Annotated in this window: 33 protein-coding genes; 1 reads left to right on the top strand and 32 read right to left on the bottom strand. The window is 61.6% G+C overall.

Going from position 1 to position 22,859, the window contains the following annotated elements; genetic code table 11:
* Window positions 1-4: 4 nt before the first annotated feature.
* Complete coding sequence (locus EA796_RS13005; RefSeq protein ID WP_122108903.1) at window positions 5-1,399, bottom strand: MFS transporter; 1,395 nt, start codon at window positions 1,397-1,399, stop codon at window positions 5-7.
* A gap of 191 nt (window positions 1,400-1,590) precedes the next feature.
* On the opposite strand from EA796_RS13005, the gene uvrA reads away from it, so the two are divergent.
* Window positions 1,591-4,425 (top strand): excinuclease ABC subunit UvrA, encoded by a 2,835-nt coding sequence (gene uvrA, locus EA796_RS13000; protein ID WP_122108902.1) that lies wholly within the window; start codon window positions 1,591-1,593, stop codon window positions 4,423-4,425.
* Between the two features lie 48 nt (window positions 4,426-4,473).
* On the opposite strand, the gene bfr is transcribed toward uvrA, so the two are convergent.
* From bfr to rpsJ, 31 genes are all read right to left on the bottom strand, one after another.
* A complete protein-coding gene (gene bfr, locus EA796_RS12995) occupies window positions 4,474-4,938 on the bottom strand; it encodes a bacterioferritin (RefSeq protein WP_021444318.1) in 465 nt (154 codons plus the stop codon).
* Between the two features lie 155 nt (window positions 4,939-5,093).
* A complete protein-coding gene (gene katG / locus EA796_RS12990) occupies window positions 5,094-7,244 on the bottom strand; it encodes a catalase/peroxidase HPI (RefSeq protein WP_122108901.1) in 2,151 nt (716 codons plus the stop codon).
* A 181-nt stretch (window positions 7,245-7,425) separates the two neighbouring features.
* Window positions 7,426-8,805 carry a Na+/H+ antiporter NhaC family protein gene (locus tag EA796_RS12985; protein WP_122108900.1) on the bottom strand — a complete coding sequence of 460 codons (1,380 nt, stop codon included), beginning with the start codon at window positions 8,803-8,805 and terminating at the stop codon, window positions 7,426-7,428.
* A gap of 200 nt (window positions 8,806-9,005) precedes the next feature.
* The gene (rplQ, locus tag EA796_RS12980) at window positions 9,006-9,392 is read right to left on the bottom strand and encodes a 50S ribosomal protein L17 (RefSeq protein ID WP_003243945.1); all 387 of its coding nucleotides are present in this window, start codon (window positions 9,390-9,392) and stop codon (window positions 9,006-9,008) included.
* 44 nt (window positions 9,393-9,436) lie between these two features.
* Window positions 9,437-10,438, bottom strand: a complete 1,002-nt coding sequence (gene rpoA, locus EA796_RS12975) for a DNA-directed RNA polymerase subunit alpha (protein ID WP_122108899.1) — start codon at window positions 10,436-10,438, stop codon at window positions 9,437-9,439.
* Between the two features lie 22 nt (window positions 10,439-10,460).
* Entirely contained in the window at window positions 10,461-11,081 is a 621-nt protein-coding gene (rpsD, locus tag EA796_RS12970) for a 30S ribosomal protein S4 (protein WP_021444322.1), read from the bottom strand.
* Window positions 11,082-11,098: 17 nt separating this feature from the next.
* Window positions 11,099-11,488, bottom strand: coding sequence for a 30S ribosomal protein S11 (gene rpsK / locus EA796_RS12965; protein ID WP_003243933.1), 390 nt, complete (start codon window positions 11,486-11,488; stop codon window positions 11,099-11,101).
* 30 nt (window positions 11,489-11,518) lie between these two features.
* Entirely contained in the window at window positions 11,519-11,875 is a 357-nt protein-coding gene (gene rpsM / locus EA796_RS12960; protein ID WP_021444323.1) for a 30S ribosomal protein S13, read from the bottom strand.
* Between the two features lie 133 nt (window positions 11,876-12,008).
* On the bottom strand, window positions 12,009-12,125 hold the full coding sequence (gene rpmJ / locus EA796_RS12955; RefSeq protein ID WP_002555468.1) for a 50S ribosomal protein L36: 117 nt from the start codon (window positions 12,123-12,125) through the stop codon (window positions 12,009-12,011).
* A gap of 28 nt (window positions 12,126-12,153) precedes the next feature.
* Entirely contained in the window at window positions 12,154-13,482 is a 1,329-nt protein-coding gene (secY, locus tag EA796_RS12950) for a preprotein translocase subunit SecY (protein ID WP_122108898.1), read from the bottom strand.
* On the bottom strand, window positions 13,483-13,914 hold the full coding sequence (rplO, locus tag EA796_RS12945; RefSeq protein ID WP_013717341.1) for a 50S ribosomal protein L15: 432 nt from the start codon (window positions 13,912-13,914) through the stop codon (window positions 13,483-13,485).
* A gap of 2 nt (window positions 13,915-13,916) precedes the next feature.
* Window positions 13,917-14,096, bottom strand: coding sequence for a 50S ribosomal protein L30 (rpmD, locus tag EA796_RS12940; RefSeq protein ID WP_003243922.1), 180 nt, complete (start codon window positions 14,094-14,096; stop codon window positions 13,917-13,919).
* Window positions 14,097-14,098: 2 nt separating this feature from the next.
* Window positions 14,099-14,599 (bottom strand): 30S ribosomal protein S5, encoded by a 501-nt coding sequence (gene rpsE / locus EA796_RS12935; RefSeq protein ID WP_003243920.1) that lies wholly within the window; start codon window positions 14,597-14,599, stop codon window positions 14,099-14,101.
* Between the two features lie 3 nt (window positions 14,600-14,602).
* Complete coding sequence (gene rplR / locus EA796_RS12930; protein WP_003243919.1) at window positions 14,603-14,953, bottom strand: 50S ribosomal protein L18; 351 nt, start codon at window positions 14,951-14,953, stop codon at window positions 14,603-14,605.
* An 11-nt stretch (window positions 14,954-14,964) separates the two neighbouring features.
* Window positions 14,965-15,498: a 50S ribosomal protein L6 gene (rplF, locus tag EA796_RS12925; RefSeq protein ID WP_021444325.1), complete on the bottom strand. Its 534-nt coding sequence runs from the start codon at window positions 15,496-15,498 to the stop codon at window positions 14,965-14,967.
* Window positions 15,499-15,510: 12 nt separating this feature from the next.
* Window positions 15,511-15,903, bottom strand: a complete 393-nt coding sequence (rpsH, locus tag EA796_RS12920) for a 30S ribosomal protein S8 (protein WP_013789766.1) — start codon at window positions 15,901-15,903, stop codon at window positions 15,511-15,513.
* A gap of 185 nt (window positions 15,904-16,088) precedes the next feature.
* A complete protein-coding gene (rpsN, locus tag EA796_RS12915) occupies window positions 16,089-16,394 on the bottom strand; it encodes a 30S ribosomal protein S14 (RefSeq protein ID WP_003463288.1) in 306 nt (101 codons plus the stop codon).
* A 14-nt stretch (window positions 16,395-16,408) separates the two neighbouring features.
* Window positions 16,409-16,948: a 50S ribosomal protein L5 gene (gene rplE / locus EA796_RS12910; RefSeq protein ID WP_003243911.1), complete on the bottom strand. Its 540-nt coding sequence runs from the start codon at window positions 16,946-16,948 to the stop codon at window positions 16,409-16,411.
* A gap of 19 nt (window positions 16,949-16,967) precedes the next feature.
* Complete coding sequence (gene rplX / locus EA796_RS12905) at window positions 16,968-17,282, bottom strand: 50S ribosomal protein L24 (RefSeq protein WP_003243909.1); 315 nt, start codon at window positions 17,280-17,282, stop codon at window positions 16,968-16,970.
* An 11-nt stretch (window positions 17,283-17,293) separates the two neighbouring features.
* A complete protein-coding gene (gene rplN, locus EA796_RS12900) occupies window positions 17,294-17,662 on the bottom strand; it encodes a 50S ribosomal protein L14 (protein WP_003243907.1) in 369 nt (122 codons plus the stop codon).
* Between the two features lie 23 nt (window positions 17,663-17,685).
* Window positions 17,686-17,952 (bottom strand): 30S ribosomal protein S17, encoded by a 267-nt coding sequence (gene rpsQ, locus EA796_RS12895; RefSeq protein ID WP_031303185.1) that lies wholly within the window; start codon window positions 17,950-17,952, stop codon window positions 17,686-17,688.
* A gap of 2 nt (window positions 17,953-17,954) precedes the next feature.
* On the bottom strand, window positions 17,955-18,146 hold the full coding sequence (rpmC, locus tag EA796_RS12890) for a 50S ribosomal protein L29 (RefSeq protein ID WP_003463299.1): 192 nt from the start codon (window positions 18,144-18,146) through the stop codon (window positions 17,955-17,957).
* Complete coding sequence (gene rplP / locus EA796_RS12885) at window positions 18,146-18,559, bottom strand: 50S ribosomal protein L16 (protein ID WP_003243901.1); 414 nt, start codon at window positions 18,557-18,559, stop codon at window positions 18,146-18,148. Before rplP ends, rpmC begins: the two co-directional genes overlap by 1 nt.
* Before the next feature lie 12 nt (window positions 18,560-18,571).
* Window positions 18,572-19,258 (bottom strand): 30S ribosomal protein S3, encoded by a 687-nt coding sequence (gene rpsC / locus EA796_RS12880; protein ID WP_021444327.1) that lies wholly within the window; start codon window positions 19,256-19,258, stop codon window positions 18,572-18,574.
* Between the two features lie 13 nt (window positions 19,259-19,271).
* A complete protein-coding gene (gene rplV / locus EA796_RS12875) occupies window positions 19,272-19,604 on the bottom strand; it encodes a 50S ribosomal protein L22 (RefSeq protein WP_003103908.1) in 333 nt (110 codons plus the stop codon).
* Between the two features lie 11 nt (window positions 19,605-19,615).
* Complete coding sequence (rpsS, locus tag EA796_RS12870; protein ID WP_031303186.1) at window positions 19,616-19,891, bottom strand: 30S ribosomal protein S19; 276 nt, start codon at window positions 19,889-19,891, stop codon at window positions 19,616-19,618.
* A 16-nt stretch (window positions 19,892-19,907) separates the two neighbouring features.
* Complete coding sequence (gene rplB, locus EA796_RS12865; RefSeq protein ID WP_021444330.1) at window positions 19,908-20,732, bottom strand: 50S ribosomal protein L2; 825 nt, start codon at window positions 20,730-20,732, stop codon at window positions 19,908-19,910.
* Window positions 20,733-20,746: 14 nt separating this feature from the next.
* Window positions 20,747-21,046 (bottom strand): 50S ribosomal protein L23, encoded by a 300-nt coding sequence (rplW, locus tag EA796_RS12860; protein ID WP_021444331.1) that lies wholly within the window; start codon window positions 21,044-21,046, stop codon window positions 20,747-20,749.
* Window positions 21,043-21,645 carry a 50S ribosomal protein L4 gene (rplD, locus tag EA796_RS12855; protein WP_021444332.1) on the bottom strand — a complete coding sequence of 201 codons (603 nt, stop codon included), beginning with the start codon at window positions 21,643-21,645 and terminating at the stop codon, window positions 21,043-21,045. The genes rplW and rplD overlap by 4 nt, the downstream gene beginning before the upstream one ends.
* A gap of 14 nt (window positions 21,646-21,659) precedes the next feature.
* A complete protein-coding gene (gene rplC, locus EA796_RS12850; protein WP_122108897.1) occupies window positions 21,660-22,289 on the bottom strand; it encodes a 50S ribosomal protein L3 in 630 nt (209 codons plus the stop codon).
* Between the two features lie 83 nt (window positions 22,290-22,372).
* Window positions 22,373-22,684 carry a 30S ribosomal protein S10 gene (rpsJ, locus tag EA796_RS12845; protein WP_003243886.1) on the bottom strand — a complete coding sequence of 104 codons (312 nt, stop codon included), beginning with the start codon at window positions 22,682-22,684 and terminating at the stop codon, window positions 22,373-22,375.
* Window positions 22,685-22,859 lie beyond the last annotated feature (175 nt).

The raw sequence follows: 22,859 nt of genomic DNA, 5'->3' as shown, positions 1-22,859 counted from the left end.
TCTCCTAGGCTCGGCACGCCGCTGGCGCCGCTGCAATCAGGCGTTCCAGGGACGTGCGATCCACTTGTTGGGTGTCCACTTTGATATAGATGGCCGCTTCGTCGACCACCACCACGGCATCCGCCACTCCCGGCGTAGCCTTCAGGCGTTCGACCAGTCCGACATCGGCCAGTGCCGCGGCGTCGAGCGGCAGGCGCAGGCTGGTCACATACGGCGGTTCGCGCATAGTAACAGCAATGGCCAGCCAAATTGCACAGAGCGCCGCACAGCCGATGAACACGCCCTCCAGGCCATGCTGCTGGTACAGCCAGCCGCCGAGAATGCCGCCCAGCGCGGCGCCGAGGAACTGGCTGGTGGAGTACACGCCCATCGCCGTGCCCTTGCCGCCGGCCGGCGCCACCTTGCTCACCAGCGACGGCAGCGAGGCCTCCAGCAGGTTGAACGCGGTGAAGAACAGCACGGTGCCCAGCACCAGCGCGCGCAGGCTGCTGCCGAACAGGGCGAAATACAGCTCGCAGAGCAGCAGCACCGCCACCGCACCGAGCAGCACGCGCTTCATCTGGCGCTTCTTCTCGGCATAGATGATGAACGGCACCATGCCGAAGAAGCCGATCAGCAGCGCGGTGAGGTAGACCCACCAGTGTTCTTCCTTTGCCAGTCCGCCCTGCTCCACCAGCGCCAGCGGCAGGGCGACGAAGCTGGCCATCAGCACCGCGTGCAGGGCCAGGATGGCGAAGTCCAGGCGCAGCAGGTCGGCGTGCTTGAGGGTCGGCCACAGCGCCTGCGTCGCCACCCCGGATTCGCGGTGCTGCAGCGGCCCGGCGTTCCTCGGCACCAGGCCGGCGACGATCAGGATGCCCAGCAGCGCCATCGCCGCGGTGGCCCAGAACAGCCCGGCCAGGCCGAAGGCGCGGGTCAGCAGCGGGCCGAGCACCATGGCCACGGCGAACGACAGGCCGATGCTCATGCCGATCATGGCCATGGCCTTGGTCCGGTGCTGCTCGCGGGTCAGGTCCGAGAGCAGCGCCATCACCGCCGCCGAGATGGCCCCGGCGCCCTGCAGCACGCGGCCGGCGATCACGCCCCAGATGGAATCGGCATTGGCCGCCAGCATGCTGCCGGCGGCGAAGATCAGCAGCCCGGCATAGATCACCGGGCGGCGGCCGATGCGGTCGCTGAGCATGCCGAAGGGAATCTGCAGCAGCGCCTGGGTCAGGCCGTAGGCGCCGATGGCCAGGCCGATCAGCGCCGGGGTACTGCAGGCCAGGTCCATGCCGTAGGTGGCCAGCACCGGCAGGACCATGAACATGCCCAGCATGCGGAACGCGAACACCAGCGCCAGGCCACCGGCCGCGCGGGCTTCGCCGCCACTCATGCGCTCGCTGTGCGGATCGTGCATGGAAAAAGTCCCGTGAAAATCAGCCGGCGATTCTAGCAGCGAAGGCGCAGGCGGCACAGGCACGCGAATTGCCGCAGGGCGCAGCCGGGGTGCACGCACAGGTCGTTCGGCAAGCGGCGATGCAGGTCGCGGCCAGACCGCAACAGGCCCTATACTCGCCGGTTTCTGCCCGCCACGCGAGGCCGCTGTAAGTGGACAAGATTCTGATCCGGGGTGCGCGCACCCACAACCTGAAGAACATCGACCTGACCCTGCCGCGCGACAAGCTGATCGTGATCACCGGCCTGTCCGGCTCGGGCAAGTCGTCGCTGGCCTTCGACACCCTCTACGCCGAGGGCCAGCGCCGCTACGTGGAGTCGTTGTCGGCCTACGCCCGGCAGTTCCTGTCGATGATGGAGAAGCCCGACGTCGACACCATCGAGGGCCTCTCCCCGGCCATCTCCATCGAGCAGAAGTCCACTTCGCACAACCCGCGCTCGACCGTCGGCACCATCACCGAGATCTACGACTACCTACGCCTGCTCTACGCCCGCGTCGGCATCCCGCGCTGCCCGGACCACGACGTGCCGCTGGAGGCGCAGACCGTCAGCCAGATGGTCGACCAGGTCCTCGCTCTGCCAGAAGGACGCAAGCTGATGCTGCTGGCGCCGGTGGTGCGCGAGCGCAAGGGCGAGCACCTGTCGGTGTTCGAGGAGCTGCGCGCGCAGGGCTTCGTCCGCGCCCGGGTCAACGGCAAGCTGCATGAGCTGGATGAGCTGCCCAAGCTGGACAAGCAGAAGAAGCATTCCATCGACGTGGTGGTCGACCGCTTCAAGGTGCGCGAGGACCTGCAGCAGCGCCTGGCCGAATCCTTCGAGACCGCCCTCGGCCTGGCCGACGGCATCGCCCTGATCACGCCGATGGAAGACGAAGAAGGCGACGAGATCATCTTCTCCGCACGCTTCGCCTGCCCGCACTGCGGCCACTCGATCAGCGAGCTGGAACCCAAGCTGTTCTCCTTCAACAACCCGGCCGGCGCCTGCCCGACCTGCGACGGCCTGGGGGTGAAGCAGTTCTTCGACGCCAAGCGCCTGGTCAATGGCGAGCTGACCCTGGCCGAGGGCGCGATCCGCGGCTGGGACCGGCGCAACGTCTACTACTTCCAGATGCTTGGCTCGCTGGCTGCGCACTATGGCTTCAGCCTGGAGCAGCCGTTCGACGACCTGGCCGCCGAGCATCAGAAGGTCATCCTGTTCGGCAGCGGTACGCAGAACGTCGACTTCAAGTACCTCAACGACCGCGGCGACATCGTCAAACGCTCGCACCCCTTCGAGGGCATCATCCCCAACCTGGAGCGACGCTACCGCGAGACCGAGTCGGCCAGCGTGCGCGAGGAGCTGGCCAAGTTCCTCAGCACCCAGCCCTGCCCGGACTGCCGCGGCACCCGCCTGCGCCGCGAGGCGCGGCATGTCTGGGTCGGCGAGAAGACCCTGCCGGCGGTCAGCGGCCTGCCGGTGGGCGACGCCTGCGACTACTTCGGCAGCCTGCACCTGACAGGCCGGCGCGGCGAGATCGCCGAGAAGATCCTCAAGGAAATCCGCGAGCGCCTGCAGTTCCTGGTCAACGTCGGCCTCGATTACCTGACCCTGGACCGCAGCGCCGACACCCTGTCCGGCGGCGAGGCGCAGCGCATCCGCCTGGCCAGCCAGATCGGCGCCGGCCTGGTGGGGGTGATGTACATTCTCGACGAGCCCAGCATCGGCTTGCACCAGCGCGACAACGAGCGCCTGCTGGGCACCCTCACCCACCTGCGCAACCTGGGCAACACGGTGATCGTCGTCGAGCACGACGAGGACGCCATCCGCCTGGCCGACTACGTGGTGGACATCGGCCCCGGCGCAGGCGTGCACGGCGGGCGCATCGTCGCCGAGGGCACTCCGGACGAGGTCATGGCGCATGCCGATTCGCTGACCGGCAAGTACCTGTCCGGCCGCGAGAGGATCCGCTACCCGGCCACGCGCACCCCGCGCGACAAGAAGAAGCAGCTCAAGCTCAAGGGCGCGCGCGGCAACAACCTGCGCAATGTCGATCTGGAGATCCCGGTCGGCCTGCTCACCTGCGTCACCGGGGTGTCCGGCTCGGGCAAGTCGACCCTGATCAACAACACCCTGTTCCCGCTCACCGCCACCGCGCTGAACGGCGCCACCACCCTGGAAGCCGCGGCCCACGACTCGTTCGACGGACTGCAGCACCTCGACAAGGTGGTCGACATCGACCAGAGCCCGATCGGCCGCACACCGCGCTCCAACCCGGCGACCTACACCGGGCTGTTCACCCCGATCCGCGAACTGTTCGCCGGCGTGCCGGAATCGCGCTCGCGCGGCTACGGCCCGGGGCGCTTCAGCTTCAACGTCAAGGGCGGACGCTGCGAGGCCTGCCAGGGCGACGGCGTGATCAAGGTGGAGATGCACTTTCTGCCGGACATCTACGTGCCCTGCGACGTGTGCAAGGGCAAGCGCTACAACCGCGAAACCCTGGAAGTGAAGTACAAGGGCAAGAGCATCACCGAGGTGCTCGACATGACCATCGAGGAGGCGCGCACCTTCTTCGACGCCGTGCCGGCCATCGCCCGCAAGCTGCAGACGCTGATGGACGTCGGCCTGTCCTATATCAAGCTGGGGCAGAGCGCGACCACCCTGTCCGGCGGCGAGGCGCAGCGGGTCAAGCTGAGTCGCGAGCTGTCCAAGCGCGACACCGGCAAGACCCTGTATATCCTCGACGAGCCGACCACCGGCCTGCACTTCGCCGATATCCAGCAGCTGCTCGACGTGCTGCACCGCCTGCGCGACCACGGCAACACCGTGGTGGTGATCGAGCACAACCTGGACGTGATCAAGACCGCCGACTGGCTGGTGGACCTCGGCCCCGAGGGCGGCTCCAAGGGCGGCATGATCATCGCCACCGGCACCCCGGAAGAGGTGGCGGCCAACCCGGCGTCGCACACCGGGCACTTCCTCAAGCCGCTGCTGGAACGCGAGCGCGCCTGAAACCCAAGAGCCCCGCACATGCGGGGCTCTTGGGTTAATGGGCACAGCTTACATCTGGCTCTGCAGGTACTTCTCCAGCCCCAGCCTGTCGATCAGCTGCAGCTGGATCTCCAGCCAGTAGGCGTGGTCTTCCTCGGTGTCCTTGAGCTGGGTCAGGAGGATGTCGCGGCTCTGGTAGTCCTGGTGCTTCTCGCACAGCGCGATGCCCTTGCTCAGGGCCGCGCGTACCTCGTACTCCAGGGCCAGGTCCAGCTTCAGCGCCTCGGGCACGGTCTGCCCGTAGGTGAAGGCATTCGGCGCCATGTCCGGCACGCCTTCGAGAAAGATGATGCGCTTGAGCAGCGCATCGGCGTGCTGGGTCTCCTCCTCCATCTCGTGGTTGATGCGCTCGTAGAGCTTGGTGAAGCCCCAGTCCTCGTACAGGCGCGAGTGGATGAAGTACTGGTCGCGCGCGGCCAGCTCGCCCTTGAGCAGTTGCTTGAGGTAATCGATGACTTCGATATGGCCCTTCATGCCGGTGGTCCTTGTTGCAGCCGTGAAATGGGCGAATGCTCCGCCGGCCGCCTGTCGCGGTCAAGCGAAACGCACGGCGCCTCCACGAGGGAGGCGCCGCCGGGTGGATCGGATGGTGCCGGTGAAGCGCCGGATGGCGCGCCACCGGCAACGGCTCAGGCCAGATCGAAACGATCCAGGTTCATCACCTTGGTCCAGGCGGCGACGAAGTCCTTGACCAGCTTCGCCTTGCCGTCGGCGCTGGCATAGACCTCGGCATAGGCGCGCAGCACCGAGTTGGAACCGAAGATCAGGTCGTTGCGGGTGCCGGTGTATTTCACCTGACCGCTCTTGCTGCACTTGCCCTCGAACACCTCCGCGCCGCCATCCACCGGTTTCCACTCGATGCCCATGTCCAGCAGGTTGACGAAGAAGTCGTTGGACAGCACGCCGACCTGGTCGGTGAACACGCCATGGGCACCGCCGTCGTGGTTGGCGCCGAGCACGCGCAGGCCGCCGACCAGCGCGGTCAGCTCCGGCGCGCTCAGGGTGAGCAGCTGCGCCTTGTCGATCAGCATGGCCTCGGTCGGCACGCCCAGCTTGCCCTGGCTGTAGTTGCGGAAACCGTCGGCGACGGGCTCGAGCACCGCGAAGGACTCGACGTCGGTCTGATCCTGGCGCGCATCGACCCGTCCGGGGGCGAAGGGCACGTCGACCGCCACCCCGGCCGCCTTGGCGCCCTGCTCCACGCCGACGTTACCGGCCAGCACTATGACATCGGCCAGCGAGGCCTTGCCCGAGGCTTTCTGGATCTCCACCAGCTTGGCCAGCGCCTTGATCGCGCGCTGGTTGACCGGCCAATCCTTCTGCGGCGCCAGGGCCAGACGCGCACCGTTGGCACCGCCGCGCTTGTCGCCGCCGCGGAAGGTCGAGGCCGAGGCCCAGGCCACCGACACCAGATCGCCCACCGACAGCCCGGAGGCGGCGATCTTCGCCTTGAGATCGGCGATGTCGGCGGCGCTGGGGTTGTGCGTGGCGGCCGGCAGCGGGTCCTGCCAGATCATGTCCTCTTTCGGCACTTCCGGGCCGAGGTAGCGGGCCTTCGGCCCCATGTCGCGGTGAGTCAGCTTGTACCAGGCGCGGGCGAAGGCCTCGGCGAAGGCTTGCGGGTCATTGAGGAAACGCTGGGAAATCTTGCCGAACTCCGGGTCGAAACGCAGGGTCAGGTCGGTGGTGAGCATGGTCGGCTTGTGGAATTTGCCCGGCACATGGGCGTCCGGAATGATGTCCGGGGCATCCTTGGCCACCCACTGCTTGGCGCCGGCCGGCGACTTGGTCAGTTCCCACTCGTACTTGAACAGGTTCTCGAAGAAGTTGTTGCTCCACAGCGCCGGAGTCTTGGTCCAGGTGACCTCGATGCCGCTGGAGATGGTGTCCTTGCCGTGACCGCTGCCGAAATCGCTCATCCAGCCCAGGCCCTGCGCCTCGATCGGCGCCGCCTCCGGCTCCGGCCCCTTGTGCGATTCCGGCGCGGCGCCGTGGGCCTTGCCGAAGGTGTGGCCGCCGGCGATCAGGGCGACGATTTCCTCGTCGTCCATGGCCATGCGGTTGAAGGTGGCGCGAATGTCCTTGGCCGCCAGCATGTAGTCGCCGCTGGCGTTCGGCCCTTCCGGGTTGACGTAGATCAGGCCCATGTGGGTGGCGCCGAACGGCGCCGCCAGCTCGCGATCATCCGTGACCCGCTGCGGGTCGACGCCCAGCCAGGCGATCTCGGCGCCCCAGTTGACGTCCAGATCCGGTTCCCACACGTCCTCGCGGCCGGCGCCGAAACCGAAGGTGCGAAAGCCCATAGACTCCAGCGCCACGTTACCGGCGAGCACCAGCAGGTCGGCCCAGGAGATCTGCTGGCCGTACTTCTGCTTGATCGGCCACAACAGGCGGCGGGTCTTGTCGATGTTGACGTTGTCCGGCCAGGAGTTCAGCGGGGCGAAGCGCTGCTGACCACGACCGCCGCCGCCGCGGCCGTCGGTGATGCGATAGGTGCCAGTGGCGTGCCAGGCCATGCGGATCATTTGCGGGCCGTAGTGGCCGAAGTCGGCCGGCCACCAGTCCTGGCTGTCGGTCATCAGCTTGACCAGGTCGGCCTTCAGCGCCTTGTAGTCGAGCTTCTTGAATTCTTCGGCGTAGTTGAACTTCGCGCCCAGCGGGTTGGACTTTTCCGAATGTTGATTGAGCAGATCCACACGCAACTGGTTCGGCCACCAATCCCGGTTGGTCGTGCCGCCGCCAGCGACGTGGTTGAACGGGCATTTACCTTGGTTCGACATGCTTCTCTCCTTTTTCTCATCGGGTCGGTCCCATCGACTGCGGCCGACGATGGAACAAGCCTAGACCCGCTTCGCCAGGCGAACCAATGCATGGAGCGTAACGACTCGATAGTTATTTTCTTTCAAGAGCCGCATAAAAAAACGGGCCGCTGGGGCCCGTTCTTCCATACCCGCAGCAGGCTCAGGCCACGAGGATGAAGCCAACGAACGCCACGCCGGCCGCGATCAGGGTATAGGGCAGCTGGGTGACGGCATGGCTGATCAGGTCGCAGCCGGAACCCTGCGCCGCCAGCACCGTGGAATCGCTGTAGAAGCAGGCCTGGCTGCCGAAGGCCGAGGCCGACATCAGCGCGCCGATCACCAGCGGGATGTCCGCGCCCAGCGCATAGGCCAGCGGCATGACGATGGGGATGGTCACGGCGAAGATGCCCCAGGACGAGCCGGTGGCGAAGCTCAGCACCGCCATGCACAGGAACACCATGGCCGGCAGCATCTGCGGGGTCATGTAGGGCTTGAGGCTCTCGACCACGTACTGCGGCAGCATCAGCTGGTCGCAGACGTCCTTGAAGATGAAGGCGGCGACGCAGATGCCGATGGCCGGCAGCATGGTCTTGAAGCCGTCGACCATCTGATCGAGCATCTCCGTCAGCGGCATCAGGCGCTGCAGCAGGTAGAACGGCAGGGTCAGCAGCATGGTGGCGATCATGCCCATCCACACGTCGATGTCGAAGTAGACGGTGAAGCCCACCAGCATGGCCAGCGGCACCAGGAAGTTGTGCAGCTTGCCGCCCTCCTTGTCGGCGCCCTCGAACTCCTCCTCCAGCGACTTCATCGCATAGTTGTGCTCGGCGCTCAGCTCGCCCACGTGCATGGCCCCGGCCGAACCGTGGCGCGCCTGCATCTCGACCCTGCGCATCGGGCCGATATCGGGGAACAGGCCGGCGGCCACCAGCAGCACCAGGAGCACCGCAGCCCAGGCGTAGAGCATGTAGGGAATGGCCTGGACGTACACGCCGATGCCCTGCCCGGTCTCGGCGATGCCGTTGTTCTCCAGCAGGCCGCCGAAGAACACCGCCCAAGTCGACAGCGGCACCAGCACGCAGATCGGCGCGGCGGTGGAGTCCACCACGTAGGCCAGCTTCTCGCGGGAAACCTTGAAGCGGTCGGTGACGCGCTTCATGGTCTCGCCCACGGTCAGGGCATTGAGGTAATCGTCGACGAAGATCACCACGCCGAGGACGAAGGTCATCAGCAGCGAGGAACGCCGGCCCTTGGCCAGCTTCAGCGCGGCGCGACCGAACGCCAGGGCGCCGCCGGTACGCACCAGCAGGGCGATCAGCGCGCCGAAGCTGCCGCACACCAGGATCAGCCAGCCAATGGTTTCGTCCTGCATCACCTTCAGCGAAATCTCGGCGAAGCTGCCCATGGCGTCTTGCGGCGACAGCAACAGCAGGCCGCTGCAAGCACCGATCAGCAAGGCGAGGATGGGACGACGCAGCCAGATGGCGAGGGTCAGGACGATGGCAGGAGGGATAAGACTCAGAGCGGTAGGTTCGGACATGATCGGCAGTTGTTCTTATTGGGGCCGGCGAGCCGGCGAATCAAAGACCGCCGAACCTTACCCGAGCCCAATCTCGTACACAATATCAAACACGACGTGCGGAAAAATATTCACACCCCCAGGGCGCTGATTTCCGACTCGACGAATCACGGGCAACAAAAAACCGGGCGCAAGGCCCGGTTTTTCGTACAACCAGCAACTTACTCGGCAGCTTCTACCGAACCACCGACCGGACGGTCGACCAGTTCAACGTAGGCCATCGGAGCGTTGTCGCCAGCGCGGAAGCCGCACTTGAGGATGCGCAGGTAGCCGCCGTTACGGGTGGCGTAGCGCTTGCCCAGGTCGTTGAACAGCTTGCCGACGATGGCTTTCGAACGGGTACGGTCGAAGGCCAGACGACGGTTGGCAACGCTGTCTTCCTTGGCCAGGGTGATCAGCGGCTCGGCAACGCGACGCAGTTCCTTGGCTTTCGGCAGGGTAGTTTTGATCAGCTCGTGCTCGAACAGCGAGACCGCCATGTTCTGGAACATGGCCTTGCGGTGAGCGCTGGTGCGGCTGAGGTGACGGCCACTTTTACGATGACGCATGGTTCAATTCCTTACCAAACTTGTTCGTTCGGTGATGATGACGATCAGGCAGTGGCCTTATCGTCTTTCTTCAGACTTGCCGGCGGCCAATTGTCGAGGCGCATACCGAGGGACAGACCGCGAGAGGCCAGAACATCCTTGATTTCGGTCAGGGATTTCTTGCCCAGGTTCGGGGTTTTGAGCAGCTCTACTTCGGTGCGCTGAATCAGGTCGCCGATGTAATAGATGTTCTCTGCCTTCAGGCAGTTGGCCGAACGTACGGTCAGTTCCAGGTCATCGACAGGACGCAGCAGGATCGGATCGATCTCGTCTTCCTGCTCGACCACCACCGGCTCGCTGTCACCCTTGAGGTCGACGAACGCGGCCAGCTGCTGCTGCAGGATGGTCGCGGCACGACGGATGGCCTCTTCGGGGTCCAGGGTACCGTTGGTTTCCAGGTCGATGACCAGTTTGTCCAGGTTGGTGCGCTGCTCGACACGGGCGTTTTCCACCACGTAAGCAACCCGACGCACAGGGCTGAACGAAGCATCCAGCTGCAAGCGACCGATGCTGCGGCTTTCGTCCTCGTCGCTCTGACGCGCGTCAGCCGGCTCATAGCCGCGACCACGAGCTACGGTGAGCTTCATGTTCAGCGCGCCATTGACGGCCAGGTTAGCGATGACGTGGTCGCCATTGACGATTTCGACATCGTGATCCAGCTGAATATCGGCAGCGGTAACGACGCCCGGGCCCTTCTTAGCCAGAGTCAGGGTCACTTCGTCACGGCCGTGCAGCTTGATAGCCAGACCTTTCAGGTTGAGCAGGATCTCGATGACATCTTCCTGCACACCTTCGATCGCGGAGTACTCGTGGAGTACACCGTCGATCTCGGCCTCGACTACTGCACAGCCAGGCATGGAGGACAACAGGATGCGACGCAGCGCATTGCCCAGGGTATGGCCGAAACCACGCTCGAGAGGCTCGAGGGTGATCTTGGCGCGGGTCGAACTGACCTCCTGCACATCGATGTGGCGGGGGGTCAGGAACTCATTTACCGAAATCTGCATGGATGCACCTATTTTCTAGCCCTTACTTGGAGTAGAGCTCGACAATCAGGCTCTCGTTGATGTCAGCGGACAGATCGCCACGAGCCGGTACGTTCTTGAACACACCAGACTTCTTCTCGGCGTCTACTTCGACCCACTCAACGCGGCCACGCTGGGCGCAGAGCTCAAGAGCCTGAACGATGCGCAGCTGGTTCTTCGATTTCTCGCGAACAGCAACGACGTCGCCAGCTTTAACCTGATAGGACGGTACGTTTACGGTCTGACCGTTGACGCTGATTGCTTTGTGCGAAACCAGCTGACGGGATTCGGCACGGGTAGCGCCAAAGCCCATACGGTAAACCACGTTATCCAGACGGCATTCCAGCAGCTGCAGCAGGTTTTCGCCGGTGGCGCCCTTCTGGCTGGCAGCTTGCTTGTAGTAACCGCTGAACTGACGCTCCAGCACGCCGTAGATACGACGGACTTTCTGCTTCTCACGCAGCTGGGTGCCGTAGTCGGACTGGCGACCGCGACGCTGACCGTGAATACCGGGAGCTGCTTCGATGTTGCACTTAGATTCAAGCGCGCGAACACCGCTCTTCAGGAAGAGATCGGTGCCTTCACGGCGAGACAGTTTGCACTTGGGACCAATGTAACGAGCCATTTCTCACTGTCTCCTGTTTACACGCGACGCTTCTTCGGCGGACGGCACCCGTTGTGCGGGATAGGCGTCACGTCGGTGATGCTGGCGATTTTGTAGCCGCAGGCGTTCAGAGCACGCACAGCGGATTCGCGACCCGGACCCGGGCCCTTGACGTTCACGTCGAGGTTCTTCAGGCCGTACTCCAGTGCAGCCTGACCAGCGCGCTCGGCGGCGATCTGGGCAGCGAACGGAGTGGACTTACGCGAGCCGCGGAAACCCGAACCACCCGAGGTAGCCCAGGACAGGGCGTTGCCCTGACGGTCGGTGATGGTCACGATGGTGTTGTTGAAAGACGCGTGGATGTGGGCGATGCCATCGACCACCGTCTTTTTGACTTTCTTACGAGTACGAGCAGCAGGTTTTGCCATGACTAAATTCCTGTCGATTCGCGAATGCGATTACTTGCGGATCGGCTTACGCGGGCCCTTGCGGGTGCGAGCGTTGGTCTTGGTACGCTGACCGCGAACCGGCAGGCCTTTACGGTGGCGCAGGCCACGGTAGCAACCCAGATCCATCAAGCGCTTGATCTTCATATTCACTTCACGACGCAGGTCGCCTTCGGTATTCACCTTGGCTACTTCGCCACGCAGCTGTTCGATCTGCTCGTCAGTCAGATCCTTGATTTTCGCAGCCGGGTTTACACCGGTAGCGGCACAGATTTGCTGTGCGGTGGTGCGACCGACACCATAGATGTAGGTCAGCGAGATAACAGTGTGCTTGTTATCCGGAATGTTAACGCCTGCAATACGGGCCATTCAGTGGAACTCCAATTGACAGCTACCTACGCCCCGGAAGCCAAGAAATAGGGCGCGAGATATTAACGCTGTAGAAACGATTAATCAACCCGGCAGCGCACTAGCTGCCGGGCTTATCACGCGTGGTTCACACTCAGCCTTGGCGCTGCTTGTGACGCGGCTCTGCGCTGCAGATCACCCGCACGACACCTTCGCGACGGATAATTTTGCAGTTACGGCACAGCTTTTTCACCGATGCACGAACTTTCATTACCAACTCCTCGAACCTTACGGGTGGATCAGCGGAGCATGCCGCTGCCATAGCCCTTCAGGTTGGCTTTCTTCATCAGGGAATCGTACTGGTGAGACACGAGGTGCGATTGCACTTGGGACATGAAGTCCATGACAACCACGACCACGATCAGCAACGAGGTCCCGCCAAGGTAGAACGGAACGTTGGCCGCCACCACCAGGAACTGGGGCAGCAGGCACACGGCCGTCATGTACAGAGCACCGAACATGGTCAAGCGGGTCAGAACGCCATCGATATAGCGCGCCGACTGCTCGCCCGGACGGATGCCCGGAATAAAGGCACCGGACTTCTTCAGGTTTTCCGCTACGTCTTTCGGGTTGAACATCAGCGCCGTGTAGAAGAAGCAGAAGAAAATGATCCCTGCACTAAACAGCAGAATGTTCAACGGCTGACCAGGAGCGATCGCCTGCGAAATGTCCTGCAGCCAGCCCAGACCCTCGGACTGACCGAACCAGGCACCCAGCGAGGCCGGGAACAGCAGAAGGCTGCTGGCGAAAATGGCCGGGATGACCCCCGCCATGTTCACCTTCAGCGGCAGGTGGCTGGTCTGCGCGGCGAAGACCTTGCGGCCCTGCTGACGCTTGGCGTAGTGCACCGCAATGCGACGCTGACCACGCTCGATGAACACCACGAAACCGATGATCGCTACTGCCAGCAGGCCGATGGCAATCAGGGCGAAGATGTTGATATCGCCCTGGCGCGCAGACTCGAAAGACTGCCCGATTGCCGACGGCAGACCGGCTACGATGCCTGCAAAAATCAGCATCGAGATACCGTTGCCGACACCGCGCTCGGTGATCTGCTCGCCCAACCACATCATGAAAATCGCGCCCGCCACGAAGGTGGTGACCGCAACGAAGTGGAAGCCGAAATCGACCGAGAACGCCACGCCCTGACCGGCCAGACCAACGGACATGCCGATGGCCTGAACGAACGCCAGGACGAGAGTGCCGTAGCGGGTGTACTGGCTGATCTTGCGACGGCCAGCTTCACCTTCCTTCTTCAACTGCTCCAGCTGCGGGCTGACGGCGGTCATCAGCTGCATGATGATCGAGGCCGAGATGTACGGCATGATCCCCAGTGCAAAGATGCTCATCCGCTCCAGCGCGCCGCCGGAAAACATGTTGAACAAGCTAAGAATGGTCCCCTCATTCTGCCGGAACAGATCCGCCAGTCGGTCTGGGTTGATGCCAGGAACCGGGATGTGCGCACCTATCCGGTAGACGATGATCGCCATGAACAGGAAACGCAGACGAGCCCAGAGTTCGGACAACCCGCCACCTGCCAGCGCTGAGAGAGCACCTTGCTTAGCCATTTAGTCCTCGAACTTACCGCCAGCTGCTTCGATAGCCGCGCGCGCACCCTTGGTGGCGGCGATACCTTTCAGGGTGACCGCACGGGTAACCTCACCGGACAGCATGACTTTTACGCGCTGTACGTGTTGGCCGACCAGATTGGCATCCTTCAGCGCCTGCAGAGTGACGACGCCTTCCACCTTGTTCAGCTCGGAGGTACGCACTTCGGCGCGATCCATAGCCTTCAGGGAGACGAAGCCGAACTTCGGCAGACGGCGGTGCAGCGGCTGCTGACCACCCTCGAAGCCCGGAGCAATGGAGCCACCGGAGCGGGAGGTCTGACCCTTGTGGCCGCGGCCACCGGTCTTGCCCAGACCGCTGCCGATACCACGGCCCGGACGGTGCTTCTCGCGACGGGCACCCGGCGCGGAACGCAGATCGTTCAGTTGCATGATTAACCCTCCACCTTCAGCAGGTAGTAAGCCTTGTTGATCATGCCGCGGTTTTCCGGAGTATCCAGAACCTCTACGGTGTGACCGATGCGACGCAGGCCGAGGCCCTTGACGCAAGCTTTGTGATTGGCCAGGCGGCCATTGGTGCTCTTGATCAGAGTCACTTTGACGGTATTAGCCATGGTTAGAGAATCTCCTCGACGCTCTTGCCACGCTTGGCTGCAACGGATTCCGGAGACTGCATGGTCTTCAGACCCTTGAAGGTGGCGTGAACCACGTTCACCGGGTTGGTCGAGCCGTAGCACTTGGCCAGAACGTTCTGCACACCCGCCACTTCCAGCACGGCACGCATGGCGCCGCCGGCGATGATGCCGGTACCTTCCGAAGCCGGCTGCATGTACACCTTGGAGGCGCCATGAGCGGACTTGATCGGGTACTGCAGAGTGGTGCCGTTCAGATCCACCTGGATCATGTTGCGACGCGCAGCTTCCATCGCCTTCTGGATGGCGGCCGGCACTTCGCGGGACTTGCCACGGCCGAAACCGACGCGACCCTTGCCATCACCCACCACGGTCAGCGCGGTGAAGGTGAAGATACGGCCACCCTTTACGGTCTTGGCAACGCGGTTAACCTGGACCAGCTTCTCGATATAGCCTTCGTCGCGCTTTTGGTCGTTATTTGCCATAACTTAGAACTCCAGCCCGCCTTCACGAGCAGCATCGGCCAGCGCCTTGACGCGACCGTGGTACTTGAAGCCAGAACGGTCGAATGCAACCTGAGTCACACCAGCGGCTTTCGCGCGCTCGGCAACCAGTTGACCTACTTTCTTGGCGGCGTCGACGTTGCCAGTGGCGCCATCACGCAGTGCTTTGTCCAAGGTCGAGGCACTGGCCAGAACCTTGCTGCCGTCGGCCGAAATGACCTGGGCGTAGATGTGTTGCGAAGAGCGGTACACGCACAGACGCACGGCTTCGAGCTCGTGCATTTTCAGGCGTGCTTTGCGAGCGCGACGCAGACGAGTAACTTTTTTGTCGGTCATATCTCAGCCCCTTACTTCTTCTTGGCTTCTTTACGACGGACGACTTCATCCGCGTAACGAACGCCTTTGCCCTTGTAAGGCTCAGGACGACGGAAGTCACGGATCTCCGCAGCCACCTGACCCACCAGTTGCTTGTCGATACCCTTGATCAGGATTTCGGTCTGGTTCGGGGTTTCGGCTACGACGCCTGCCGGCAGTTCGTAGTCGATCGGGTGGGAGAAGCCCAGCGCGAGGTTCAGCACCTGGCCTTTGGCTTGAGCTTTGTAGCCCACGCCGACCAGCTGCAGCTTGCGCTCGAAGCCTTGGCTGACGCCGATGACCATGTTGTTGACCAGAGCACGAGTGGTGCCGGCCATGGCGCGGTTCTGCTGATCGCCATTACGAGCGGCGAAACGCAGCTCGCTGCCTTCCTGGATCACTTCCACGGACGAGTGTACGTTCAGTTCGAGAGCGCCCTTGGCGCCCTTCACCGAGAGCTGCTGACCGGCGAGTTTGACCTCGACACCGGCAGGCAGCACTACGGGGTTCTTAGCAACGCGAGACATGCTTATCCCCCCTTAGAACACGGTGCAGAGCACTTCGCCGCCGACACCGGCAGCGCGCGCAGCGCGGTCCGTCATCACACCCTTGTTGGTGGAGACGATGGAGACACCGAGACCGCCGCGAACTTTCGGCAGATCGTCGACGGATTTGTACTGGCGAAGGCCGGGACGGCTCACGCGCTTGACTTCCTCGATGACCGGACGGCCTTCGAAGTACTTCAGCTCGATGGACAGCTGCGGCTTGGCTTCGCCGCTGATCTGATAACCCGCAATATAACCTTCGTCCTTCAGAACTTTGGCTACAGCCACCTTCAGCGTGGAAGACGGCATGCTTACGACGGACTTTTCAGCCATCTGGGCATTACGGATACGAGTTAGCATGTCCGCTAACGGGTCCTGCATACTCATGGGCTAGACGCTCCTGATACAAAAAGAACAGCCCGAAGGCTGTGGGATCATCCAAAAGCTCGGCATGCAAAATGCCAGGCTCAGGAGAGCCGGACATTCTAGAGACCGATCAAAAATGAATCAAGCCCCAAAAGGGGCTTGATTCGGATAAAACAAAGCCGGCGCGAGGCCGGCTCCGTTTCGACTTACCAGCTGGCTTTCACCAGACCCGGTACGTCGCCGCGCATGGCGGCTTCACGCAGCTTGTTACGCGACAGACCGAACTTGCGGTAAACGCCGTGCGGACGGCCGGTGATGCGGCAGCGGTTACGCAGGCGCGAGGCGCTGGCGTCACGCGGCTGCTTCTGCAGAGCGACCTGGGCTTCCCAACGCGCTTCCGGACTGGTGTTCGGATTGGCGATGGTGGCTTTCAGCTCGGCACGCTTCTTGGCGTACTTGGCAACCGTTTGCTGACGCTTCAGCTCGCGGTTCTTCATGCTTGTCTTGGCCATGTTCCAGACTCCGATCAGTTGCGGAACGGGAAGTTGAAAGCACGCAGCAGGGCGCGGCCTTCATCATCGTTACGGGCAGTGGTAGTCAGGGTGATGTCCAGACCACGCAGCGCATCGATTTTGTCGTAATCGATTTCCGGGAAGATGATCTGCTCTTTCACGCCCATGCTGTAGTTGCCGCGGCCGTCGAAGGACTTGGCATTCAGGCCGCGGAAGTCACGCACGCGCGGCAGGGAGATGGACAGCAGACGATCCAGGAACTCGTACATACGCTCGCGACGCAGAGTGACCTTGACGCCAATCGGCCAACCTTCACGAACCTTGAAACCGGCGATCGATTTGCGGGCATGAGTCACGACGACTTTCTGACCGGTGATCTTCTCGAGGTCGGCAACCGCGTTCTCGATGACTTTCTTGTCACCGATCGCTTCGCCCAGGCCCATGTTCAGGGTGATCTTGGTGATGCGCGGAACTTCCATCACGTTCGCCAGCTTCAGTTCTTCCTTCAGCTTGGGCGCGATTTCCTTCCGGTAAATCTCTTTCAGTCGTGCCATGGTGTTTTACCTATGATTCTCAAGCGCCAACCGGCTTCTGGGTGGACTTGAAGACACGAATTTTCTTGCCGTCTTCGATCTTGAAGCCAACGCGGTCAGCCTTGTTGGTCTCAGAGTTGAAGATGGCAACGTTGGAAGCGTGCAGCGGCGCTTCTTTCTCGACGATACCGCCTTGAACGCCCGACATCGGGTTCGGCTTGGTATGGCGCTTCACCAGGTTGATGCCGCCAACGACCAGACGGTCGTCAGCGAGAACCTTGAGCACCTTGCCACGCTTACCTTTGTCTTTGCCGGCGATCACGATGATCTCGTCGTCACGACGAATCTTTTGCATGTCGGATCTCCTTAAAGCACTTCAGGGGCGAGCGAGACGATCTTCATGAACTTCTCGGAACGCAGTTCACGGGTCACTGGCCCGAAGATACGGGTACCGATCGGCTCCTGCTTGTTGTTCAGCAGAACAGCAGCGTTGCCGTCGAAGCGGATGATCGAACCGTCGGCACGGCGAACGCCGTGACGGGTACGAACGACCACTGCGGTCATGACCTGACCTTTCTTCACTTTGCCGCGCGGAATTGCTTCCTTGACGGTGACCTTGATGATGTCGCCGATGCCGGCGTAGCGACGATGAGAGCCGCCCAGCACCTTGATGCACATGACGCGACGTGCACCGCTGTTGTCAGCCACATCGAGCATGGATTGAGTCTGAATCATAAAATTTCTCCGACCCCTAGCCCTTAGACTTCGACTGCGCGTTCGAGGACTTCAACCAGGGCCCAAGACTTGGTCTTGGCCAGCGGACGGGTTTCACGGATGGAAACCTTGTCGCCGATGTGGCACTGGTTGTTCTCGTCGTGCGCGTGCAGCTTGGTCGAACGCTTGACGTATTTACCGTAGATCGGGTGCTTGACGCGACGCTCGATCAGAACGGTGATGGTCTTGTCCATCTTGTCGCTGACAACACGGCCGGTCAGCGTACGGACTGTTTTTTCGGCTTCAGCCATGATCACTTACCTGCCTGCTGGTTGAGCACAGTTTTCACACGAGCGATGTCGCGCTTAACTTGCGAGAGCAGGTGAGACTGCCCCAACTGGCCAGTTGCCTTCTGCATACGCAGATTGAACTGGTCGCGCAGCAGGCCGAGCAGTTGCTCGTTCAGCTGCTGTGCGGTTTTTTCACGAAGTTCGGTCGCTTTCATCACATCACCGTCCGCTTAACAAAGGTGGTGGCGAGCGGCAGCTTTGCAGCAGCCAGGGCGAAAGCCTCACGCGCCAGCTCTTCGGAAACGCCTTCGATCTCGTACAGGACCTTGCCTGGCTGGATCTGGGCTACCCAGTATTCGACGCCACCCTTACCTTTACCCATCCGCACTTCGAGAGGCTTCTTGGTAACCGGCTTGTCCGGGAACACGCGAATCCAGATCTTGCCGCCACGCTTGACGTGACGAGTCAGAGCACGACGAGCGGACTCGATCTGACGGGCGGTGAGACGACCGCGGGCGACAGACTTCAGCGCGAACTCGCCGAAGCTGACCTTGCTACCGCGCTGAGCCAGACCACGGTTGTGGCCGGTCATCTGCTTGCGGAACTTCGTACGCTTTGGTTGCAACATTTTGCGTACCCCTTACTTAGCAGCTTTTTTACGAGGAGCGGGTGCTTGCGGCTTCAGCTCTTCCTGGCGACCACCAATCACTTCGCCTTTGAAGATCCAAACCTTGACACCAATCACACCGTAGGTGGTGTGCGCTTCGTAGGTGGCGTAATCGATATCGGCACGCAGGGTGTGCAGCGGCACACGACCTTCGCGATACCACTCGGTACGGGCGATTTCAGCGCCGCCGAGACGACCACTCACCTGGATTTTGATGCCCTTGGCACCAATGCGCATGGCGTTCTGTACAGCGCGCTTCATGGCGCGACGGAACATAACGCGACGCTCCAGCTGCTGAGCTACGCTCTGCGCAACCAGCATACCGTCGAGCTCCGGCTTGCGGATCTCTTCGATGTTGATGTGCACCGGCACACCCATTTGCTTGGTCAGGTCCTGACGCAGCTTCTCAACATCTTCACCTTTCTTGCCGATCACGATGCCGGGACGAGCGGTGTGGATGGTGATGCGTGCGGTTTGTGCCGGACGAGCGATGTCGATACGGCTTACGGACGCGCTTTTTAGTTTGTCTTGCAGGTATGCACGAACCTTCAGGTCGGCGTTCAGGTAGTCGGCGTAATTGCGACCATCTGCATACCAGACCGAGGTGTGATCCTTGACGATTCCCAGGCGGATGCCAACGGGATGTACTTTCTGACCCATCTGATCGACTCCGTTACTTGTCCGCAACCTTGACAGTGATATGGCAAGACCGCTTGACGATGCGATCAGCACGGCCTTTGGCACGCGGCATGATGCGCTTAAGCGAACGCCCTTCGTTGACGAAAACGGTGCTGACCTTCAGGTCATCGACGTCTGCGCCTTCGTTGTGCTCGGCGTTGGCAACGGCCGACTCCAGCACTTTCTTCATGATCTCGGCGGCTTTCTTGCTGCTGAAAGCCAGGAGGTTGAGCGCTTCGCCCACCTTCTTCCCGCGGATCTGGTCGGCGACCAAGCGGGCTTTCTGGGCGGAGATGCGAGCGCCCGACAACTTAGCGGCTACTTCCATTTCCTTACCCCTTAACGCTTGGCTTTCTTGTCGGCCACGTGACCACGATAGGTACGGGTGCCGGCAAATTCGCCCAGTTTGTGGCCGACCATGTCTTCGTTCACGAGGACCGGGACATGTTGACGACCGTTATGCACAGCGATGGTCAGACCGACCATCTGCGGCAGGATCATGGAACGGCGCGACCAGGTTTTAACCGGCTTGCGATCGTTCTTTTCCACCGCCGCTTCGACCTTCTTCAGTAGGTGAAGATCGATAAAAGGACCTTTTTTCAGAGAACGTGGCACTGTCGTATCCCTCTATTTACTTGCGACGACGGACGATCATGTTGTCGGTGCGCTTGTTAGCACGGGTCTTCGCGCCCTTGGTCGGGAAGCCCCATGGCGACACCGGATGACGACCACCGGAGGTACGACCCTCACCACCACCGTGCGGGTGATCAACCGGGTTCATGGCAACACCACGAACGGTCGGACGAACACCGCGCCAGCGCTTGGCACCGGCCTTACCCAGCGAACGCAGGCTATGCTCGGAGTTCGAGACTTCGCCCAGGGTCGCACGGCACTCGGCCAGGACTTTGCGCATTTCGCCGGAGCGCAGACGCAGAGTCACATAGGCACCTTCACGGGCGATCAGCTGCGCGGAAGCGCCAGCGGAACGCGCGATCTGTGCGCCTTTGCCCGGCTTCAGCTCGATACCGTGAACGGTCGAACCTACCGGAATGTTGCGCAGCTGCAGGCTGTTGCCCGGCTTGATCGGCGCCATGTTGCCGGCTACCAGCTGATCGCCAGCGCTCACGCCCTTCGGCGCGATGATGTAGCGACGCTCACCGTCGGCGTACTTCAGCAGAGCGATGTGAGCAGTACGGTTCGGATCGTATTCCACGCGCTCGACGGTGGCCGGAATGCCATCCTTGTCGTTGCGACGGAAGTCGACCAGACGGTAATGCTGCTTGTGACCACCACCAACGTGACGCGTGGTGATACGGCCGTTGTTGTTACGACCGCCGGACTTCGACTTCTTCTCGAGCAGCGGAGCGTACGGAGCGCCTTTGTGCAGCTCCTGGTTGACCACCTTGACCACAAAACGGCGGCCAGCGGAAGTCGGTTTGCACTTAACGATTGCCATGATGCACCCCTTCCTTACTCAGCACTGCTGGTGAAATCGAGATCTTGGCCCGGCTGAAGGGAGATAACTGCCTTCTTCCAGTCGTTACGCTTGCCCAGACCGCGAGCGGTGCGCTTGCTCTTGCCCAGAACGTTCTGGGTAGTGACGCGCTCAACCTTCACGCTGAACAGGCTTTCGACGGCCTTCTTGATTTCCAGCTTGGTCGCATCGGTAGCGACCTTGAAAACGAACTGACCTTGCTTGTCAGCCAGAACCGTGGCCTTCTCGGAGATGTGCGGGCCAAGCAGCACTTTGAATACGCGTTCCTGGTTCATCCCAGCAGCTCCTCGAATTTCTTCACGGCCGAAACGGTGACCAGCACCTTTTCGTACGCGATCAGGCTGACCGGATCGGAACCCTGAACGTCGCGAACGTCGACGTGCGGCAGGTTGCGGGCAGCCAGGTACAGATTCTGATCAACAGCATCGGACACGATCAGAACATCGTTCAGACCCATGCCGTTCAGCTTGGCCAACAGGGTCTTGGTCTTCGGCGCATCAACGGCGAAGTCTTCGACCACGACCAGACGGTCGGTACGCACCAGCTCAGCAAGGATGGAGCGCAGAGCTGCGCGATACATCTTCTTGTTCAGCTTTTGCTCATGGTTGCGGGTTGACGCTGCGAAGGTCACACCACCGCCACGCCAGATCGGACCACGGGTGGTACCGGCACGGGCACGACCGGTGCCCTTCTGACGCCACGGGCGCTTGCCGCCACCGGAAACGTCGGAACGGGACTTCTGGCCTTTGGTGCCCTGACGGCCGCCGGCCATGTAGGCCACGACTGCTTGGTGAACCAGGGTCTCGTTGAACTCGCCACCGAAGGTCGCATCGGACACTTCGATCGCCTGAGCGCCATTTACATTCAATTGCATCTCAGATTCTCCCCTTACGCCTTGACAGCCGGACGAACGATAACGTCGCCGCCAGTAGCGCCCGGAACGGCACCCTTGACCAGCAGCAGGTTACGCTCGGCGTCTACGCGAATGACTTCCAGGGACTGCACGGTCACGCGCTCAGCGCCCATATGACCGGACATCTTTTTGCCCTTGAATACACGACCCGGGGTCTGGCACTGGCCGATGGAACCCGGCACACGGTGAGAAACGGAGTTACCGTGAGTGTTGTCCTGGCCGCGGAAGTTCCAACGCTTGATGGTACCGGCGAAGCCTTTACCTTTGGACTGACCGGTGACATCCACCAGTTGACCAGCTTGGAAAATTTCAGCGTTGATCAGATCGCCTGCCTGGTAGTCGCCTTCTTCAAGACGGAATTCCAGAACGGTACGACCTGCCGCGACGTTCGCCTTGGCGAAGTGACCGGCCTGAGCCTTGCTGACGCGCGAGGCGCGACGCTCGCCGACAGTGACCTGCACTGCACGGTAGCCATCGGACTCCTCGTTTTTGAACTGGGTGACGCGATTCGGCTCGATCTCGATGACCGTGACCGGAATGGAGACACCTTCTTCGGTGAAAATGCGGGTCATGCCGCACTTACGACCGACTACACCAATAGTCATGTTGTAAACCTCATGAGTGTACGGGGCTTTCACCCGCTATGGCCGCCCATTTCAGAGCGTTACACGACTAAAACCGCCAGGTTTTAGCCGAGGCTGATCTGCACTTCCACGCCTGCCGCAAGGTCGAGCTTCATCAGCGCGTCGACGGTTTTGTCCGTCGGCTGAACGATGTCCAGCACACGCTTATGAGTGCGGATTTCGTACTGATCGCGCGCGTCTTTGTTGACGTGCGGAGAAATCAGAACGGTGTACCGCTCCTTACGAGTAGGCAGAGGAATCGGACCACGCACCTGAGCACCAGTACGTTTCGCGGTTTCCACGATTTCCTGGGTAGATTGATCGATCAGGCGATGGTCAAAAGCCTTCAACCGAATACGGATTTGTTGGTTTTGCATTTTGACCTCAGATTCCAAGCTGCTAATCCCTGCGGACGGACTACGCCCGCCGAAAGGAGGCGCAATTGTACGGATGGCCCCAGGGGGTGTCAACTTTTAACCAGTTCAAAAGAAAAGGGCCCCGAAGGGCCCTTTTCTCTTTAACGGATCAACCGATTACTCGACGATCTTGGCA

The organism is Pseudomonas sp. AOB-7 (assembly GCF_003696305.1).
Lineage (GTDB): Bacteria > Pseudomonadota > Gammaproteobacteria > Pseudomonadales > Pseudomonadaceae > Aquipseudomonas.
This window is presented reverse-complemented; position numbering and strand designations above follow the sequence as displayed.